Origin of the sequence: Methyloglobulus sp. (genome assembly GCF_040079455.1) — a bacterium.
Taxonomy (GTDB): Bacteria; Pseudomonadota; Gammaproteobacteria; order Methylococcales; family Methylomonadaceae; genus Methyloglobulus.
In genome coordinates this window covers 26,158-44,535 of sequence record NZ_JBEBKJ010000009.1, presented here as the reverse complement: position 1 = coordinate 44,535, position 18,378 = coordinate 26,158, and the positions used below count along the sequence as shown (strand labels likewise).

15 protein-coding genes, 1 tRNA gene and 1 pseudogene are annotated in these 18,378 nt (G+C 45.4%); 10 read left to right on the top strand and 7 right to left on the bottom strand.

Annotated features, from left to right (window positions below; genetic code table 11):
- Window positions 1–34: 34 nt before the first annotated feature.
- Complete coding sequence (gene mtnA, locus ABL924_RS03780; RefSeq protein ID WP_349025736.1) at window positions 35–1,069, top strand: S-methyl-5-thioribose-1-phosphate isomerase; 1,035 nt, start codon at window positions 35–37, stop codon at window positions 1,067–1,069.
- 105 nt (window positions 1,070–1,174) lie between these two features.
- Here mtnA and ABL924_RS03775 read toward each other — a convergent pair.
- The 3 genes from ABL924_RS03775 to ABL924_RS03765 all read right to left on the bottom strand — a co-directional run bounded on the left by ABL924_RS03775 (window position 1,175) and on the right by ABL924_RS03765 (window position 3,212).
- Window positions 1,175–1,261: transfer RNA gene (locus tag ABL924_RS03775), tRNA-Leu, on the bottom strand.
- A gap of 443 nt (window positions 1,262–1,704) precedes the next feature.
- Window positions 1,705–2,730 carry an IS110 family transposase gene (locus ABL924_RS03770; RefSeq protein WP_349025735.1) on the bottom strand — a complete coding sequence of 342 codons (1,026 nt, stop codon included), beginning with the start codon at window positions 2,728–2,730 and terminating at the stop codon, window positions 1,705–1,707.
- Window positions 2,731–2,978: 248 nt separating this feature from the next.
- Entirely contained in the window at window positions 2,979–3,212 is a 234-nt protein-coding gene (locus ABL924_RS03765) for a hypothetical protein (RefSeq protein ID WP_349025734.1), read from the bottom strand.
- A 474-nt stretch (window positions 3,213–3,686) separates the two neighbouring features.
- Between ABL924_RS03765 and ABL924_RS03760 the strand changes: the two genes are divergently transcribed.
- The 5 genes from ABL924_RS03760 (at window position 3,687) to ABL924_RS03740 (ending at window position 7,263) form a co-directional block, all read left to right on the top strand.
- On the top strand, window positions 3,687–4,190 hold the full coding sequence (locus ABL924_RS03760; protein ID WP_349025733.1) for a CDP-archaeol synthase: 504 nt from the start codon (window positions 3,687–3,689) through the stop codon (window positions 4,188–4,190).
- Window positions 4,191–4,206: 16 nt separating this feature from the next.
- A complete protein-coding gene (locus ABL924_RS03755; RefSeq protein WP_349025732.1) occupies window positions 4,207–4,959 on the top strand; it encodes an endonuclease/exonuclease/phosphatase family protein in 753 nt (250 codons plus the stop codon).
- Window positions 4,908–5,543, top strand: coding sequence for a CDP-alcohol phosphatidyltransferase family protein (locus ABL924_RS03750; protein ID WP_349025731.1), 636 nt, complete (start codon window positions 4,908–4,910; stop codon window positions 5,541–5,543). Before ABL924_RS03755 ends, ABL924_RS03750 begins: the two co-directional genes overlap by 52 nt.
- Window positions 5,544–5,719: 176 nt before the next feature.
- Window positions 5,720–6,211: a YchJ family protein gene (locus tag ABL924_RS03745; RefSeq protein WP_349025730.1), complete on the top strand. Its 492-nt coding sequence runs from the start codon at window positions 5,720–5,722 to the stop codon at window positions 6,209–6,211.
- Window positions 6,212–6,306: 95 nt separating this feature from the next.
- Window positions 6,307–7,263, top strand: coding sequence for an AraC family transcriptional regulator (locus ABL924_RS03740; protein WP_349025729.1), 957 nt, complete (start codon window positions 6,307–6,309; stop codon window positions 7,261–7,263).
- Window positions 7,264–7,313: 50 nt separating this feature from the next.
- On the opposite strand, the gene ABL924_RS03735 is transcribed toward ABL924_RS03740, so the two are convergent.
- The gene (locus ABL924_RS03735; protein WP_349025728.1) at window positions 7,314–8,429 is read right to left on the bottom strand and encodes a beta-propeller fold lactonase family protein; all 1,116 of its coding nucleotides are present in this window, start codon (window positions 8,427–8,429) and stop codon (window positions 7,314–7,316) included.
- A gap of 142 nt (window positions 8,430–8,571) precedes the next feature.
- Here ABL924_RS03735 and mfd point away from each other — a divergent pair, with 142 nt between their 5' ends.
- The 4 genes from mfd (at window position 8,572) to ABL924_RS03715 (ending at window position 15,709) form a co-directional block, all read left to right on the top strand.
- Window positions 8,572–12,027: a transcription-repair coupling factor gene (mfd, locus tag ABL924_RS03730; protein ID WP_349025727.1), complete on the top strand. Its 3,456-nt coding sequence runs from the start codon at window positions 8,572–8,574 to the stop codon at window positions 12,025–12,027.
- Window positions 12,028–12,362: 335 nt separating this feature from the next.
- Window positions 12,363–14,393: a pentapeptide repeat-containing protein gene (locus ABL924_RS03725; protein ID WP_349025726.1), complete on the top strand. Its 2,031-nt coding sequence runs from the start codon at window positions 12,363–12,365 to the stop codon at window positions 14,391–14,393.
- A gap of 423 nt (window positions 14,394–14,816) precedes the next feature.
- Window positions 14,817–14,969 (top strand): addiction module protein, encoded by a 153-nt coding sequence (locus ABL924_RS03720; RefSeq protein ID WP_349025725.1) that lies wholly within the window; start codon window positions 14,817–14,819, stop codon window positions 14,967–14,969.
- Window positions 14,970–15,154: 185 nt separating this feature from the next.
- Window positions 15,155–15,709 carry a transposase gene (locus tag ABL924_RS03715; RefSeq protein WP_349025724.1) on the top strand — a complete coding sequence of 185 codons (555 nt, stop codon included), beginning with the start codon at window positions 15,155–15,157 and terminating at the stop codon, window positions 15,707–15,709.
- Window positions 15,710–15,747: 38 nt separating this feature from the next.
- Here ABL924_RS03715 and ABL924_RS03710 read toward each other — a convergent pair.
- The 3 genes and pseudogenes from ABL924_RS03710 to hflD all read right to left on the bottom strand — a co-directional run.
- Window positions 15,748–15,855, bottom strand: a pseudogene (locus ABL924_RS03710) (type II toxin-antitoxin system mRNA interferase toxin, RelE/StbE family); the annotation flags it as partial.
- Window positions 15,856–16,771: 916 nt separating this feature from the next.
- Window positions 16,772–17,686, bottom strand: coding sequence for an oxygen-dependent coproporphyrinogen oxidase (gene hemF / locus ABL924_RS03705; RefSeq protein ID WP_349025723.1), 915 nt, complete (start codon window positions 17,684–17,686; stop codon window positions 16,772–16,774).
- A 16-nt stretch (window positions 17,687–17,702) separates the two neighbouring features.
- The gene (gene hflD, locus ABL924_RS03700) at window positions 17,703–18,326 is read right to left on the bottom strand and encodes a high frequency lysogenization protein HflD (protein WP_349025722.1); all 624 of its coding nucleotides are present in this window, start codon (window positions 18,324–18,326) and stop codon (window positions 17,703–17,705) included.
- Window positions 18,327–18,378 lie beyond the last annotated feature (52 nt).

Here is an 18,378-nt window from a genome sequence, read left to right as displayed (position 1 = left end):
ATTATAACTTTTTAGCGTTAGTTCTTATAAACAAATGACAAATCAAAAACAATCCGGTGTCTTGGCCTTGCAATGGACCGGACATAGCCTAAAAGTGCTGGATCAAAGGCAGTTGCCTGAAAAGATCGTTTACGATGAATATACTGATGCCCAAGGCGTTACCGAAGCCATCGCCACCATGCGTGTACGCGGTGCGCCTGCTATAGGGATTGCCGCCGCTTATGGTGTTGTGCTTTCGGTTTATCAACATTATGCCCAATCTATTGATAGCTGGCGGCAGCATGTTCTGACGGATATTGAGTTGCTGGCACAATCCCGACCGACAGCAGTTAATCTGTTTTGGGCTTTAAACCAGATGAAGGTAGTATTGGAAGGGCAGGGGGATGATCGCCAATCCGCCATTCTTGCCTGTGCAGAAAAAATTCATGCTGATGATATTGCCGCCAATTACAAGATGGGTGAATTGGGTGCGGATATTTTGGTGAATGCTAAAGGCATCCTAACCCACTGTAATACCGGCGCATTGGCAACGGGAGGCTATGGTACTGCCCTGGGTGTGATAAGAAGCGTGTATGCCAGAAATCCTGTCAAAATCTATGCCGGAGAAACCCGCCCCTGGCTGCAAGGAGTCAGGTTAACCGTTTGGGAATTAGCTCAAGATGAAATTCCGGTAACGCTGATCGCCGATTCAGCCGCCGCATGGTTGATGAAGTCCGGCGCAATCGACTGGGTGGTAGTGGGTGCTGACCGCATTGCGCTGAATGGTGATGTCGCCAATAAAATCGGCACTTATTCTTTAGCAGTGCTGGCCAAACAGCACGATGTGAAGGTGATGGTGGTTGCACCAACATCGACCATAGATGGCAGTATGAAAAGTGGTGCTGAAATTGAAATAGAGCAGCGCCAGCAAAGCGAATTGTTACCCGTCTGCTATAAGGATAATGCTTATGTGAGCGCGTGGAATCCGGTTTTTGATGTCACTCCAGCGGGATTGATTTCAGCTATTGTGACCGAGCGGGGTGTGGTTATGAATCCTGTTAAAGGTGGGATGGGCGGAGAAAATAAATAAGATACCCAGAATGCCGCCATCTGTAATCTGTGTCCCAAATATCATACGAAGCCATCAGCTTTAGCGGGTGGTTGTTTAGTTAATTTTTTGGTTTTTGAAGTTGTTTGGTGCCGAGAAAAGGACTTGAACCTTCACGGAGTTTCCCCCACTAGCACCTGAAGCTAGCGTGTCTACCAATTTCACCACCTCGGCAGAGGATGCTGTAAGCAAAGTGAGCGGGAAATATACTCGCCAAGCCTGATTTTGTCAATTAGAGGGGTGAAGTTCGTTACGGGTTGGCAATGCTGCATATATGGCGGATTGCTTCGCTCCGAATCCGTATATGGACACCTCCCGGTTTGCAAGCATTAATTACTTCTGGTTTTAGGGTACGACTGCACACGTATATCCGACCTCTCAGTTGAGCGCATTTGCTCGGGCCATAATGGGCTATTCGCGCGTTTACACCTAATCGCCTTATCGTGCTCTTTGGCAGCACGGATTCGTCAGGGTTTGTAAACGCCGGTTCGACCTGTTTACCATCAGTAGTTGTTGCTTAACAATCGTGGGTGAGTAACTCCTTTATCTCAACTTGCTTAAGTTTGAAAACTTGTTCTTGTAACCTAAAGGTCATAAATGCCATCGGGTATTCGAACTTAAGCAGGTTTGCCTTCCGGCAGGAAATCCGTTTCTTTAGTCAACAAGGCCCACACGATACGTGCGTTCTTGTTAGCCAGGGCAACAGCAGCAATATTTTTATTGCGGCGGCTGCATAAGTTTTGCAGCCAGCGACTACGCGGATCGTCTTTTTTATCGGCGACTTTGAGTACCGCTCTGGCACCATGTATCAGTAAGGTTCTCAGGTAGGTATCACCCCGTTTGCTGATGCCTAATAAGCAGTCTTTACCACCACTGCTGTGTTGTCTTGGGGCCAGTCCTAACCATGCCGCTAAATCGCGCCCACGTTTAAATTGTTTACCATCACCAATTGCACAGACTAAGGCTGTAGAGGTAATTGGGCCAATACCTGGGATTTGTTGTAGCCTTTTGGCTGTACTATTGTTGATTGCCAGTTGTTGGATTTTTTTATCCATTTCACTTGATCGGTCATCCAGGGCGATTAAATCTTGTTGTAAACTTTGTAATAACACCCGAAAATCAAAACTGAGTCCATTCTCAGCATCTTCAAGCAACAACGTCAGTGCCTTGCGCAATTTCTCCACTCGGCGCTCAACGACGATGCCATATTCAGCCAGCAATCCGCGAATTTGGTTCACTTTAGCGGTGCGTTGTTGCAGTAATCCGCTGCGGATGCGATGCACGGCTTGAATATCTTGTTGCTCAATCGTTTTAATCGCTACAAAACGCATGTTAAGACGGGCAACGGCTTCACAAATCGCTTCGGCATCGTTGGCATCATTTTTGTTGCCTTTAACATACGGTTTTACAAACTGTGGGGCTATTAGTTTAACGGTATGCCCAAACTTCTGTAATTGCCTGGCCCAATAATGTGAACTGCTGCATGCTTCTATGCCTATCAAACAGGGTGGCAATTTAGCGAAATAATTCAGCATTTGATTCCGGCGTAGCTGTTTGCGTAATACAGGGTTTTCTTGATGGTCTACGCCGTGAAGTTGAAAAACTTGCTTTGCTAAGTCTATGCCCATTCGTTTAATATTCATGGTGGATGTCTCCTATAAGTTGTCTGATAGTGTAATTCTATCAGTCTGGCATCTCGATGCCGATAGGCAGGAGGTGTCCATCCCATTGCCTTACGCCTTACAAGCAATCGCCGAATTAAGATATTGTGTGTAATGTTCACATGCGTCTGCCGCAGTTGGGTAATATGCGCCAAAAAATTGCCAATTATAATATTCAGCCGTCGCGGATGAGGTGAACAATAAGGAGCATAAGGCCGTGAGGATTCGCTTTAGCAATCCACCCAAACGAATTGCCTCAACCGAAGCCGGGCAGGTACGTTACCCCGTCCCCAGGGTTTCTTGTTGCGTTCAACGGCGGCGGCAACATCCAAACTTTCTGGGCGGGACTTCAAGTCCCTCCCCGCGGAAGGCGTAATGGCATCGGGAATTGCCGAAACCCCGAACTCCCCTATTCCGCAAGCTGCAGCGAGACCACTGTTTGGTTCAACCTTTTTACCCACCATCTTACCACCCTTATTTGCCGTTTTACTGTTGAAAAATACCGTGTCTTCTTATAATCCGTTGCACTATAAAAACGCACTCATGGACGTAGGTAGTAGGGCAACGCAGGAGCAGTTGCCGAGAGGGTTTGGGAGAGGCGAATACAAAAGGAAAAGCTATTATATTCCCCCTCATCTTAACCTTCTCCCTCAAGGGAGAAGGCACTAAAGCAAGTTGCATCGAGGCTAATGTTAAGATTCAACCACTTTATCCACCATCTTCTGATGCCCTATGTATTATTGGTAGTGGGTTAAACCTATAACTTGATATGGAGAGGAGTGACAATCCTTACCTTCTGGGGCATAAGAGGTTTATCACTCCAAAATACACGCGACTCACGGGCATGAAGCCGACAAGTTCATTAAAAAATACAGGTTTAACCTACTACTGGGATTTGTAGTAATATTTACCCAGTCCATTCCAGAAAAGGTTGCTCCATGAGTCTTGAGTCAATGAATGTAAGCGGGATTGCTCAAGCGCTAATCTTAATTAATGCCGCAAATGGCGCGCCTGTTATCGTGCGAAAATTTTTTGGGGCGCGGTTTGCACGGTCTGTGGATGGTGGATTGTTACTGCCTGATAGGCAACCTTTGTTTGGTCCATCGAAAACCTGGCGCGGATTGGTCGCTGCTGTCGCCTGTCCAGCAGCGATAGCGCCGCTGCTGGGGTTATCATCTTTGTTAGGCGCAGAGTTTGGCGCTTTATCAATCTGTGCTGATTTGCTGGCGAGCTTTACCAAACGGCGTCTCGGTTTTACACCTAGCAGTCGCGCGCGGTTGCTGGATGTATTTCCCGAAGCATTGTTGCCGATGCTGGTGTTACACTCTGTGTTCGGCCTTGGAAAATGGGATATTTTAATCACTGTGTTGATTTTCTTCGTGCTAGAAGCATCAATTTCCCCCCTGTTATACCGATTACATATCCGTAATCGACCCTATTAGTGTTGCGATCTGAGCTATGGCTGCAAACTGTCTGACTGTCCTAACTTATAATATCCATAAGGGTTTCAGTCCAGGTAATCGGCGTTTTGTTTTGCATCAAATCCGTACTGCATTACTCGCCGTTGATGCCGATGTGTTGTTTCTACAGGAAATGCAAGGCGAACATCAAGGGTACGAACAGCGCATTAGCGATTGGCCGAATTGTACACAGCTTGAGTTTCTGGCTAGGGATATATGGCCGCACTATGCCTATGCCCAAAACGTGACGTATAGTGCGGGTCACCACGGTAATGCGTTATTGAGTAAATTTCCTTTGCTAAGTTGGGAAAATATCAATGTTTCACCGTTCCGTGGGGCAAGCCGCAGCCTGCTACATGGCATCTTGCACGTGCTAGGCAGCCATTCTCCAGTGCATATTATTTGCATTCATTTCGGCTTATTCGGTTTAGAACGTCAGCGACAAATTAAAACGCTTTGCGCACGCATTGACAGCCATGTGCCGCATGATGCACCGTTAATTGTCGCAGGTGATTTCAACGATTGGAGCGGTGTGGCAGAAAAGCGTTTTTCTCAACATTTGGAGTTGCAAGAGGCTTTCCGTGGGTTGCATGGTCACCGTGCGCTGACGTTCCCGGTCTGGCTGCCTTTTCTACCGATGGACCGCATTTATTATCGCGGTTTGCAACCGGTTTCATGTGAACGCTTATTGCATGCGCCATGGCCACATTTATCCGATCATGTGCCATTGATGGCGACCTTTCAGCTATGAAGATTCCGCGTGAATTGCTAACGATACCCAATTTGCTAACTGGCTTTCGTATAGTGTGTGCCCCAGTGTTATTAATCATGGCCTGGCATGGCTATGCTACATCTTTTATGTTATTGCTGGCTGCGGCATTTATATCCGATGTCTTGGATGGCCTGGCAGCGCGTTTAAGCGGGCAAGTAAGCCAATTTGGAGCCAAGCTCGATAGTTGGGCGGATGCCACCTTGTTTTCAACGATAACCATCAGTGCTTGGTGGTTATGGCCGGATGTCGTACGGCGCGAAGCCGGGTATGTTGTTGTGGTGATAGCTTGTTATCTATTGCCGGCCATTGTCGGATACCTTAAATTTCGCGCTATAACCAGTTATCACACATGGATTGTCAAATGTGCGGTGGCCGCTGTTGGTTTGTCGTTGTATGTGTTTTTTCTCGGTGGTCCGGTGTGGCCGTTCAGGTTGGCAACGGGGCTTTGTGTGCTGGCAGCTATCGAAGAAATAGCCATTACCGCCGTTTCGACAGAATTGCATAGTGACGTGCGTTCCCTTTGGGGTGTGCTACGGCATTTGTCGAATAAAAATCAAAAATAGCGGTTCAAGCTTTTCATTACAGTTAGAGTGTATCCGTGAAACGCAGCGTATATGATTTCCACACATTTTATTATTAGAATCATTCTTACGATGGGATGTTTTGTTTTTTAATGTCTGTGTTCAGATCAATGTGAAATAATGTAAACAATTGGAAGATTAAGTTTTTAGGTTACATTTTGAATACACAAGTTTTTTGTCTTTGTGGCTCGGGCATTGAATACAGGCAATGTTGTGAACCCTTTCATTCCGGTGACGAATTACCGGCTACTGCTGAGAAATTAATGCGTTCGCGCTTTACGGCTTACGCACTGGATAAAACCCAATATGTGCAAGATACATGGGATGCCAGTACCCGACCAAAGCCGGAGAAGACCCAGCTTGCTGAAGAAAATATCGACTGGCAGCGGCTGGAAATTATCGACACCAAAAAGGGCGAAATCAATGACAGTAAGGGCATAGTAGAATTCAAAGCGTTCTACTTAAACAATGGCGAAGCGTATAGGCTGCATGAAGTCAGCCGATTTGCTAAAACCAATGGACGTTGGTTTTATTTGGACGGCGTGGTCAAGAAAGTTGGCAAAATCATCCAGCAATCTAATCAAGGCAAGAATGCACCTTGCTCATGCGGCAGTGGCAAAAAATTTAAGCGTTGTTGTGGTGCGGGATAATGTGTTTCTAAAGAGGTAACAAATACCAGAGTCTATTCTTTTGTCTTTCTAATAATGTCATACACTTACCCATTTAACTTCAGAGATATTTTGCGATGGCATCACCCGCTAAAGAAAAAGCCTTCCCACAGGATGCTAAGCAAGCGCTGAACGAAATTCTAAGACGGATCAGCTTCCGTGCCGAGGTTTTTTACCGTGGTCAGTTGTGTGATTCCTGGGCTCTTGATACGTCGGGTACGGGCAATGTCAATTTCCATATCGTTTGTCATGGTGAATGTTGGCTGCATTTGCCGGATTCTCAGGCTTCGACTCGATTACAAGGCGGCGACATCTTAGTTTTCCCGCATGATGCCGCGCATATCATTGGTTCGTCAGAGGAAAAACCCAGGGCATTTGGCATACAAAATGTTACCCGTGAAGTGCGCTTGGATCGCACCAATCCAGGCACTGCCTTAATTTGCGGCTTTCTGGAAATCGACCATTCAGTGCGTCGGCTACTTATGGGTGCCTTGCCGGAATTTTTAGTAATTGCTTCCCAGTCGGGAGGCACTAATGTCGCCGCACGTACCTTGCTTGACTTACTTTTTGCCGAAGCGGGGATGGATGAAGTGGGTGCTACTGCCATTCTGGATCGACTTGCCGATGCGTTGTTGTTTTATATCGTGCGTGATCTTGTAGAAAAAAACCTACCAATTCCTGGATTATTGGGCGCATTTGGCGATGCCCAGATTTGTAAAGCAGTTTTGGCGATTAACGCAAATCCTGGTGAACATTGGACGTTGGATAATCTGGCAGAAACGGCATATCTTTCGCGCTCTGCTTTTGCTGAACGCTTCTTATCGGCTTGCGGTATGCCACCGATTGAGTTTTTGACGATCTGGCGTATGTATTTTGCCCGCCGTTGGCTTGAGCAAGATAAAGCGACTGTTATGGATGTTGCGGAACGCTGCGGTTACGAATCAGCAGCGGCATTTAGCAAAGCGTTTAAAAGGGTGATGGGCGCAGGGCCTGGACAATTTAGAAAAATCGGTGGGGTTCGCAAAATAAAATAAAGGTATTTAGCGGACTCTGGTAAAAAAATCCACTAAATTTCATTTCGTTATTATCTGGCAATTAATCCATTAGCACCGTCAGGCAAGCCTGTTAAGGTGGTTAGCGGTGCAAGTTCGCCGTCTAAGCCTACGGAAAAACTGGAAATTGATTCGTTACCTGAATTTAGAGTATAAAGAAACTGGCTTTCAGGGCCGATAGCCAGATCGATTGGGGCGGTAGCCTTTCCGGTAATACCGGCTTTACTCTCGGCAACGGTAAGTTTGCCGTTAAAGCCGATTTCAAATGAAGACAGCGTTCCACTAGCGGTATTGGTAGTAAATGCGTAACGGCCATCAGGTGTTAATGCTACCCAGCAAGCTGCCGTTTCGCCCGTGCCAACTTTTGGGCTAATAATGCCTAATTTACCGGATGATAGTAGGCTGTAAGAAGACAATGATGAAACACCAGCCGCACCGCCTTCAGCATTTGATACGAAAAATTGATTGCGTTTGCCTACGGCAAAGCCAAAAGGGGTGTTGCCGGATGAAGCAATCAGTCTAGGGTAACTAGGCACACTGTAATGATTCAAAGAATAAGTCAGGATTAGATTAGTTGCTTTTTCAGTCACAATAAGCTGTCTTCCGTTGTCACTAAAATTAATTTGAGCTGCACCGGTAGTCGCTGTTTTGCTGCTTAAAGGGCGAGAAGTGTAGGGCATTGACCACAAATCACCATTATATTCAACACGAAAGCCATAGATGTTGCCACCTTTTGAGCTATTACCGGCATTGAGTACGAACAGTCGGCCGTTATGTTCTGTGATACTGACTGGACTTATCCCGCCGGATGAGCGAGAACTAATTAAAGCTAATCCTCCTTCTGTAATCCGAAATGATGAGATTGAATTGCTGCCTGCATTGACGGCGAATAGAAAGAATCCATCACTGCTCAGTTTTAAAGCACTCTGATTGCCCAACCCGCTGCCGCTGCCCTTGCCATTAGTTGGCACATGTCCAGCCTGGAATAGGCTACCATCGGAAAGACGGTTATAAATCAGTATCTCATTTCCGGTAGTCGCATTACTCATCGTGTATAATTTGCCTATCGAAGTAGCCGCAAATGCCGACATCAAAGGTAAAGCTGTTAGCGTGAGTACGCTTCCAAAGTATCGTAAATATTTTTTCATTAAAATTCTCCAAAACATTTTGAGGGATGATAGGGTACACCGTCATATTTGGCGTCCCGTTTCTATATTACGTTTGATGTCTTGATGGCACTATGTGCATTCATCCTGATAATGTGTCCGAACGTACGTAAATGCTTACATCATGAATAACACAATTATTTTTTCTCCCAAAGTTTCCCAAACAAAAAATCAAACAGTCACCTGGACAGGCTTAACCGGTTGTGGTGATTCATTGGCTTTGGCTACGGCTATCCAAAATGAAAACCGCCTGTTTGTGGTGGTTACACCGGATAACCAGACGGCTTTAAGGTTAGAGCATGAGCTGGCGTTTTTTTTGCACGACGAATACCCCATTTTGCATTTTCCCGATTGGGAAACGCTGCCTTACGATGTTTTTTCGCCATTGCCGGAGATTATTTCCGAACGGCTGAAAACCTTGGCGTTATTACCGCAAGTTAAACGCGGCGCGTTGGTGGTTTCGGTGACGACCTTAATGCATCGCTTGGCACCGAGAGAGCATGTCCTTGCTAACAGTTTTGCGGTGAAGATCGGTGAGGATTTCAATCTGGAATTAAACCGGATCAAGCTGGAAAGCGTCGGTTACCAATGTGTATCTCAGGTTTATCAACATGGTGAATTTGCCGTTAGAGGTTCGATTGTCGACCTATTCCCGATGGGCAGTAAAGTGCCTTTCCGTATTGAATTATTTGATGAGGAAATTGAATCCATCCGCACATTTGACCCCGAAACTCAGCGGTCTTTAGAACTGTGCAAAGAAATCCAGTTATTTCCAGCCCGCGAATATCCATTTACCGATGAAGCTATCAAACATTTTCGGCAAGCCTTTAGGGAATATTTTCCAGAAACGTCACCTAAAAACGTGTTGTATGTTGATGTCAGTAAGGGTATTACGCCGAGCGGGATTGAATATTATTTGCCACTGTTTGTAGAGCAAACTGCAACTTTATTCGATTACCTGCCTGCTTCTGCGGTAATGGTAACAGCCGAGACTTTTGACCAAACCGCTCAGGCGTTTTATGGCGAAGCAGAAGACCGTTTTCAGCAACGTAAATATGATGTTGACCGGCCATTGCTTGCACCCAATCTGTTGTTTTTATCAGCGCAAGAAGTCGCGCAAAAAACGGAAAATTTTGCCCGTATTACCGTCGATAACACAAAACTAAATGATAACCGTGCGTTTAAATGTCTGGATTTACCCGACTTAACCATTGATGCAAAACTATCCGAGCCAGCCCAACGGCTTCAGCAGTTTGTAAAAGAAGCTACTGGCAAAATCTTGTTCGTTGCTGAGTCTGCTGGGCGCAGGGAAGCCTTAATCGACAAATTAAGGCAAATCAAAATCCTTGTTAAGCCGATAGAAAGTTGGCAGGCTTTTTTAGCCGATGCCATTTTGCTCGGCATTACCGTAGCACCGATGGACCATGGAGTATGGCTTGAAAATCCTGCCATTGCCATCATCACCGAAAGTTTGCTATCAGGTGAAAAAATCCAGCAACGTCGTAGGCGTAGACGTTCAGCCGCACACGAGCTTGAAAACATCGTCAATAATCTGAATGAGTTGACGATAGGATCGCCGGTTGTACATCAAGAACATGGTGTAGGCCGTTATCTAGGTTTGCATACAATAACAGTAGGCGGTATACCAGCTGAGTTTTTGGCATTGGAATATGCCGGCGGCGATAAGCTCTACGTGCCGGTGTCGTCATTGCATGTGATAGGGCGATATACCGGTGTCAGTCCGGAAAATGCACCGTTACATAAATTGGGTGGCGACCAATGGTCAAAAGCCAAGAAAAAAGCCATCGGGCGAATTAGGGATGTGGCGGCTGAATTGCTGGAAATTCAGGCAAAGCGTGCTGTGCAAAAAGGCCATGCCTTTGCTGTGCAAGATGCCGAATATATCACCTTTGCCGATGCGTTTCCGTTTGAGGAAACGCCAGACCAGCAAACCGCCATTGAAGCGATCTTGGAAGATATGGCAAGTCCACAGCCGATGGACAGGGTGGTTTGTGGCGACGTGGGTTTCGGTAAAACCGAAGTTGCTATGCGTGCTGCTTTTATTGCGGTACAAAGCGGCAAACAGGTTGCCGTGTTGGTACCAACCACGTTGCTGGCGCAACAGCATTACCAAAACTTTCGTGACCGCTTTGCTGATTGGCCGGTGCGGGTTGAAGTGCTGTCACGGTTTGTGTCGGCCAAACGGCAAAAAGAAATTACCGACGATTTGGAACAGGGCAAGGTTGATATTGTCATCGGAACCCATAAGCTGTTATCCAAGGATTTGCGTTATAAAGCATTGGGTTTGGTGGTTATCGACGAAGAACACCGTTTTGGTGTTACCCAAAAAGAACACTTCAAAAAAATGCGGCATACCTTGGATATGCTGACCTTAACGGCAACGCCCATTCCTAGGACGCTCAATATGGCCTTATCGGGTCTGCGCGATATTTCGATTATTGCCACGCCGCCGCCTAACCGTCATGCCATCAAAACCTTTATTAGTGAATGGGTCGACGCACAAATTAAGGAAGCCTGTCAGCGGGAAATCAAGCGCGGCGGTCAGGTATTTTTTCTGCATAATGATGTTAAATCCATGAGGAAAATGGCGGATGACCTGGAAAACCTGATACCCGAATCGCGGATAGCCATTGCCCACGGGCAAATGGCAGAGCGCGACCTTGAGCAAATCATGATGGATTTTTATCATCAGCGTTTTAACCTGTTGTTGTGTTCCACCATTATCGAAAGCGGGATTGATATACCCAGTGCCAACACCATTATTATTAACCGTGCCGACAAACTGGGCTTGGCGCAATTGCACCAACTGCGGGGCAGGGTGGGGCGGTCGCATCATCGGGCTTATGCTTATTTCGTCGTGCCACCCAAAGCCTTGATGAGCAGTGATGCGGTAAAACGTTTGGAAGCGGTGGAAAAATCCGGCGATTTAGGCGCAGGTTTCATGCTGTCGTCACACGATATGGAAATCCGTGGTGCAGGCGAGTTATTGGGCGACGAGCAAAGTGGGCAAATTCAGGAAATCGGTTTCACCTTATATACTGAATTGTTGGAACGCGCCGTTAATGCGCTAAAATCAGGAAAGATACCAGAACTTGATGCCCCAATGGATTACGGCCCGGAAGTGGATCTACAAGCAGCGGCATTAATTCCTGAAGATTATCTGCCCGACATTCATGCCCGTTTGGTGCTGTATAAACGTATCGCCAATACCGAAACCCAAGATGATTTACGCGAATTGCAGATAGAAATGATTGATCGTTTTGGCTTATTGCCGGAACCGGTAAAAACCCTGTTTAGCATAACCGCATTAAAGCAACAGGCAGGAAAGCTAGGCGTTAAAAAAATTGATGCGAATGCTGGCGGCGGGCGAATTGTTTTTAAATCTACCCCCAATATCAACGCCGAAGCCTTGATTAGGTTGATTCAAACGGAAGCGCAATGTTACAAATTTGATGGCACTGAAAAGTTAAGGTTTGTCAAATCATTTACCGACATAGAACAAAAACTTGAGTTTATCGGCGCGTTATTGAGAAAGTTAATGCCGGAAACAGCCGCTTGAAGTCTCCGGGTGGGATGGGATTGCTCTTTTGCCGAAATGGCAGTGAAACTGGTGTTTATTGGCGATTGGTTAAAAAGTCTAACATGCTGAAATTTAATATGATATGTTCTATGAAGAATGTATTTAACTGATAGAATTAGTCCAAAGAAGTTTTAACCCCCTTTCGGCTTCGCTCAGGGAGCTTTTTGAAAGTTATCGTGTTTCGATTAAGTTCCCTGAGCGAAGCCGAAGGAATCGATGCCCCTGCCTCAGGATATGCAAGATTCAAACATCAAAAAGCCAAATCAATAGCCTAAACGATATCCTGTTATTTCAGGGTTAAAGAATCAAACGCAATGACCGCACCCAACAAAGCCCTTATTCCAGGAAGAGCCAGACAAACCAAAGCCGACGAACTCGCTCGGCTGGATAAAATCGTCGAAAACTCTTCGGAGAAAAACCGCAATTTCTTTATCGTCTATCTGGGTTTGTTGGTTTATGTGCAAGCCATCATCTTTTCCACGACGGACTTACAATTGCTGGTATCTACCGACGGCTTAAAACTACCGCTGATTGATTTGAATGTGCCGTTGGTCGGGTTTTATGTGGTGGTACCGATCTTCATCATCGCCCTGCATTTTAACTTTCTGCAAAACTTGGAAAGCCATCATTACAAACTGATGCAATGGCAAGCCGCGCACATGGGTGGGCAAGTGCCGCGCAAGTTTATTTATCCCTTCCTGTTCGATTATGCCATTTTGGAACAGGGCAGCCAGTTTCAACGGCTGGTGAAAATCGCCAATAGTTTGCTCTGTTACAACCTTGCGCCGATTACCTTGGGGTTGCTGCTGATTCGTTTTAGTGATCGGCAGGATTTTATGGTCACCGCCTGGCATTATCTGCTGTTTGTCATTGATAGTTACCTGGTGTGGAAATTTAGTGTTGCCGTACGGGAAAATGGACAGCCAAACTCTAAGAATAAAAGTACTTACCGTTGGCCGCAGAAAGCCTGGTATTTTCTGCGCGATAGCTTTCGTTATGGTTTACATGGTGTGTTTGGTTTGTTGATCTTGTTGGAAACCGTGTTAACGGGGTTAATTGGCGGGACGAGCAGTGAATTTTTTGTTGAGGAAGTACAATCTTGGCTACAACCGATAGCCTATAAAAATTATATTTATAAATATGGGCATAAAGAAATAACTCTACTGATTGCACACCAACTTTTAGATAGGCCGATTGAATGGTTGCTTCCACGTATTTCCATTAATCCCACAGATTCGGTCTGGAAGCATGATGTCATTGCCTTGCAGACCCAAGCAAAATTAGCTGGACAAACTGACTGGGTTAAGTATTTTAATGAGCAGGGCAAAGGTTTTAGGCCAGCTTTAGATAGCTTACGATTTTCAATTTTGCAAGACCAAAATCTACCCCGTAGTCAATTATCAAATTTCAAGCTAGAAGGAGCTAATCTGAATGGCGCACAATTGCAAGGTTCTAATCTGAAGAATGCGTACCTGCACGGTGTTCATTTGGATTACGCGCAGCTCGAAAACGCTGATTTAGAGGGTGCTCAGTTAGAGTTCTCTGATCTAAGCGATGCACGACTACAAGGTGCTAACTTACAATATACTATTTTACGGTCTGCTAATTTGAGTGGAGTTGATCTGCGATTTTCTTTTCTGAATATGACACAATTGCAGGATGCATTATTATCTTTAGCAGTACTGATAGGTGCTACCTTAGACCATGTAAACTTGGCTGGGGTAGATTTAAGTTCTGCATATCTGATAGGTGCTGACTTAAACGGAGCAAACTTAACTGGAGCAGATTTAGGTAATGCTCAACTACAAGGCGCAAGTTTGACTGGTGCATCCTTGAAAGGTGCTAACGTTGATTCAGCCGAATTATCAGGGATTATTGTGGATGAGACATCATTTGAGGAGGTCAGTTTTGGCATTAATAGCGAACGGAATCACATTCCAGTCTTTTCGAAATCTGGAAATATCGATATGTTATTTATAAATCCCCCTGTGAGTTTTTTTAAGGTCATGATAGTAGATCCAACCGCATTTGGTGGCGCGTTTTTTAAACCAAAAATATCTAAAAAACAAAATTTTTACCACGCTCCTAGTGAAATTGCCAAGGCAGCATTAACTGGAGTTTGCACAACCCCACTTCGGTCTATTGCAGCAATCAGTTTTCGTGGGCAATACCAAGGGTTGCAAAACGAGGATAATAAGCTAAAAACAAACAAGGAATATCAAGTCCTACTCACCGACATCGACCGCAAACTTTGCACCCTGCCCGAATGCGCCGACATCCGCGATGATATTGACGGCTTGGATTGCCAGCCTTTTCTGAAAAAATCTCGAAAAATCAACAAATAAGGTGATTTAAAGGACGTAAGACGGATTAAATGTAGGGCGGATTAGCCGCGCAAACATATGTCCTATCGGTTTTTGGTTGACCTTTGGGCGCGGCGTAATCCGCCAACTGCAATGTCCGTCGAAATGGTGGATTACGACGCGCGGGTAATTCTTACGTATATAGAAGTTGGAGTATTTGCGCGTCTAATCCATCCTACGTGACTGCCCGAATGCGCCGACATCCGCGATGATATTGACGGCTTGGATTGCCAGCCTTTTCTGAAAGAATCCCAAAAAATCAACAAATAAAAAATCCTTACATGGCAATAAACTGGCGAAAGCTATTGTTTGGCTGACAATAAAATCCTACTATTCTTTACTAAACCAATAGTAGAGTTGCTGAAAACGTCCAACCTTGATAACCATTTTTTTCAGGAAGATGCTATGAACATTGAAACCATCACTGAACAGGCCTTAAAGCTCGAACCGGCTTTGCGGGCTTATGTGGCCGAAATATTATTGGAAAGCCTGGATTATGAGGAAGATTTTGTAGTCTCCGACGCATGGCGACAAGAAATAACCAGTAAGGCGCAATAGCCGTGAGGCGTATTGCGCCGAATGTTGGGCGACCACTGACGGCACGATGTACATCCCCTGTTGGCGCAATACGCTACACTATTGCGCCCTACGCAAACTTACGAAAAAATCTTCGGTGTTTCGTTTGTTTTTGGTTGGTGTTTGGCTATGATGATGCCTTATTTGCTTGGGGCTGAGGTGTATTGATGCCGGACTATCGCCGATACCGGGTGTCGGGCGGAACCTATTTTTTCACGGTGAATCTTTTGGAACGCTGTCCCAACGACTTGTTGGTACGGCATATCGACGTTTTACGTTCTGTGGTGCGGGATGTCCGCACCAAACGCCCCTTCGTGATTGATGCCTGGGTGGTGCTACCAGACCACTTACATTGTGTATGGACGTTGCCACTAGGTGACGATGACTTTGCCAATCGCTGGAGGCTGATTAAACAAGGTTTTTCTAAGGCTCTGCCAATTACTGAACGTCGTTCGGCGGTGCGAAAAGCACGAGGTGAGCGCGGAATTTGGCAGCGACGTTTCTGGGAACACGTTATCCGCGATGACCGTGATTATGCCAACCATGTTGATTATTGCCACATCAACCCATTCAAGCATGGTTATGTGCAAAAAGTCGCGAATTGGCCTTATTCTACTTTCCACCGCGCTGTGGCACAGGGTATTTACCCGTTGGATTGGGCGGGTTCGCCCAATATGCCCGATTTGGCATCCGGCGGTGAACCTGCTGACCTGCCACGATAATAAAATATTCTCTTTGATCGTTGTGCTTTTGGTTGATATTACCAACCCAGTTCTGAATGTGAACCCAACCTGACCAGTTGCGGTCTATCGTTATCCGATTTATGGTATATAAGCACTAAATCCGGCTTGATATGGCAATCCCGAAAATTCTCCTTTGCACCAAAGCATTACTGGCCATAAAACCTCCTGAAGTTGTTGTGAATGACGTTGTAATTCAGGATTAGGCTTGAGTCAAAATTGGTATCAATGGGACATATCAAGTCCGTAAAGCAAAAAGGCTTGGGCTTTGTTGTCCTATCACTTGCATTGTATTTTTCATCATCTTTTCGAAATGGAGCATCGAATATGAAAATATACGACGCTTTCATTATCGGTTTATTGCAGATGGCTGTACATTTGGATCATGGCCTAGCTGCACACGTAAAAATGGTCATAATTTGTGCGTTTGTACTTGAAATTGATTAAATGCACACGTCCTATTTGCACATAATGCCCCGAAAATGAGCGCATCTAAAATTGACTATTGCCGAGTATCGACTACCAAGCAAAATATGACCGCCCATTATTAAGGCTATCGAAGAAGGCCGGATTTAACGCCTATTTTCCTTAACGACGTTTTTTTCATAAACTCTAATACGTCTTCTGAACCGGATTTACATACTGTGAAATAGATGCTGAATTTTTGCAGGTTGGTACAGGTAGAAGATGGGAATAATGCAATAAAAAACATTAAGTTAGGCTTATCTCTGCGAAAAAAAATCGGAATATCGGCCAACCCTCCTTAACAACCTTAAGCAATATGGGGTTTTGTGTGGAACGGCCCAAAAAGAACCAGTTGTAGTTAAGTGTTCATAGGGTTTCATGCTGAAACACAGGCTTGTAAGCAGTCGTTTGAACTTTTATATTACTGGTTAGCGAAGTATAGAGTGCGTTTACGCACCCAAAGCATCGGTGTTTGGCGCGACATTGCTAAATTCGGCAAGATTCTACAAATGAAACGGGAAAGTAACTTGTTTTAATGCTATTGGCATAACTCTTACGCCTATTGTCCGTAATTGTTTTTTAGTTAGCCAGCCAGTTTTGGGGCTTTAGATAGCGCTCATAAAGCAATGCTTCTGGGCTGTTGGGTTCAGGTTGCCAGTTATATTTCCAGTGTACTATCGGCGGCATCGACATTAGAATGGATTCTGTCCTGCCTCCAGATTGTAGGCCGAACAGGGTTCCCCGGTCATAAACCAAGTTGTATTCGACATAGCGCCCTCTGCGATAAAGCTGAAAATTGCGTTCCCTGTCGCCAAAAGGAGTCGCTTTGCGTTTCTGTATGATGGGTAAATAAGCCTCGATGTAATGATTGCCGACGCTTTGCATGAAGGCAAAACAACGTTCAAAACCCCATTCATTAAGGTCATCAAAGAACAAGCCACCGACACCACGGGTTTCATCGCGGTGTTTTAGGTAAAAATACTCGTCGCACCATTTTTTGTAGCCTAGATAGACATCATCGCCGAAGGGCTGGCAGGCAGCTTCTGCAGTCTTGTGCCAGTGGATAACATCTTCCTCAAAAGGATAATAAGGTGTTAAGTCAAAACCACCACCAAACCACCAGATGGTGGGTTCATTTTCTTTTTCAGCGATTAAAAACCGCACATTGGCGTGGGATGTTGGGATATAGGGATTGCGCGGATGAATAACCAGCGACACCCCCATTGCTTGAAATTGCCGATTCGCAAGTTCTGGTCGTTTAGCGGTTGCTGAAGGCGGCAGGCTAAAGCCAGATACGTGCGAAAAATTTACGCCGCCTTGCTCAAAAACTTGCCCATTGGTTAATACCCGCGTTCTTCCGCCACCACCTTCGCTGCGTGTCCATAGATCTTCAATAAACCGCGCTTCCGGTTCTTCATCTGCCAAAGCCTTGCAGATACTATTTTGCAGGGTGAGGAGATAATTTTTTACTTTGTTAATATCATCAATATTCATGGCTGGGTCTGTGAAATCAAATGCGTTTTAAAAGATACTGCAATTCTGCCTGAATTTTTTTACGGTAAAAAATAAATTTCCAACGTGAACCACCACATTGCCGCCATAATAATGCCGAACGTACTCCTGCCAAGAGCAGCGCTCTGACTTTATTGGCAATATCCGGTCGGCCTAAGTAGCTTTGCTCACCATTCACCATAATTCTAGGCTGTAAGGTACTGATTGTGCTTTGATAAAGCGACCCCAAATTGGCTAATACATTGCCGTGTAACAAGCCAAACTGTTCCGTTTGCGCTTGCGCTTTAACGATTCCGGTTTGTATGGTGCTGAGCATGTCTTTGCGGTCAGAAAGTTTTCTTTCTAGAAACACGATAGCCGCTGCATAACGAGCCTGCTCAGGATTGGGGGCTTTATCGCCAGTTATTTGGCCATCAAGCTGTTCTAAGCCTAATTTCAACCCGGCTAAGCCGCCATAAATATCAGCCACCCCATCTGAATCTATTTTTAATATGCTGCCAATGCTGGCTTCCATCGCCTGTTCGTCGGCTGTCCCAGTGGTAGCTAATTGCTGAACCAGCACGGCTACTTGAGCAATGCCAGCCAGTGCGATGGTCTGATTGGTAAGGGTATTGAGTTCCATACGTCTAAATAATGAAAAATTAAGGGCTAATCGTACCAACAATGAAGGTTGT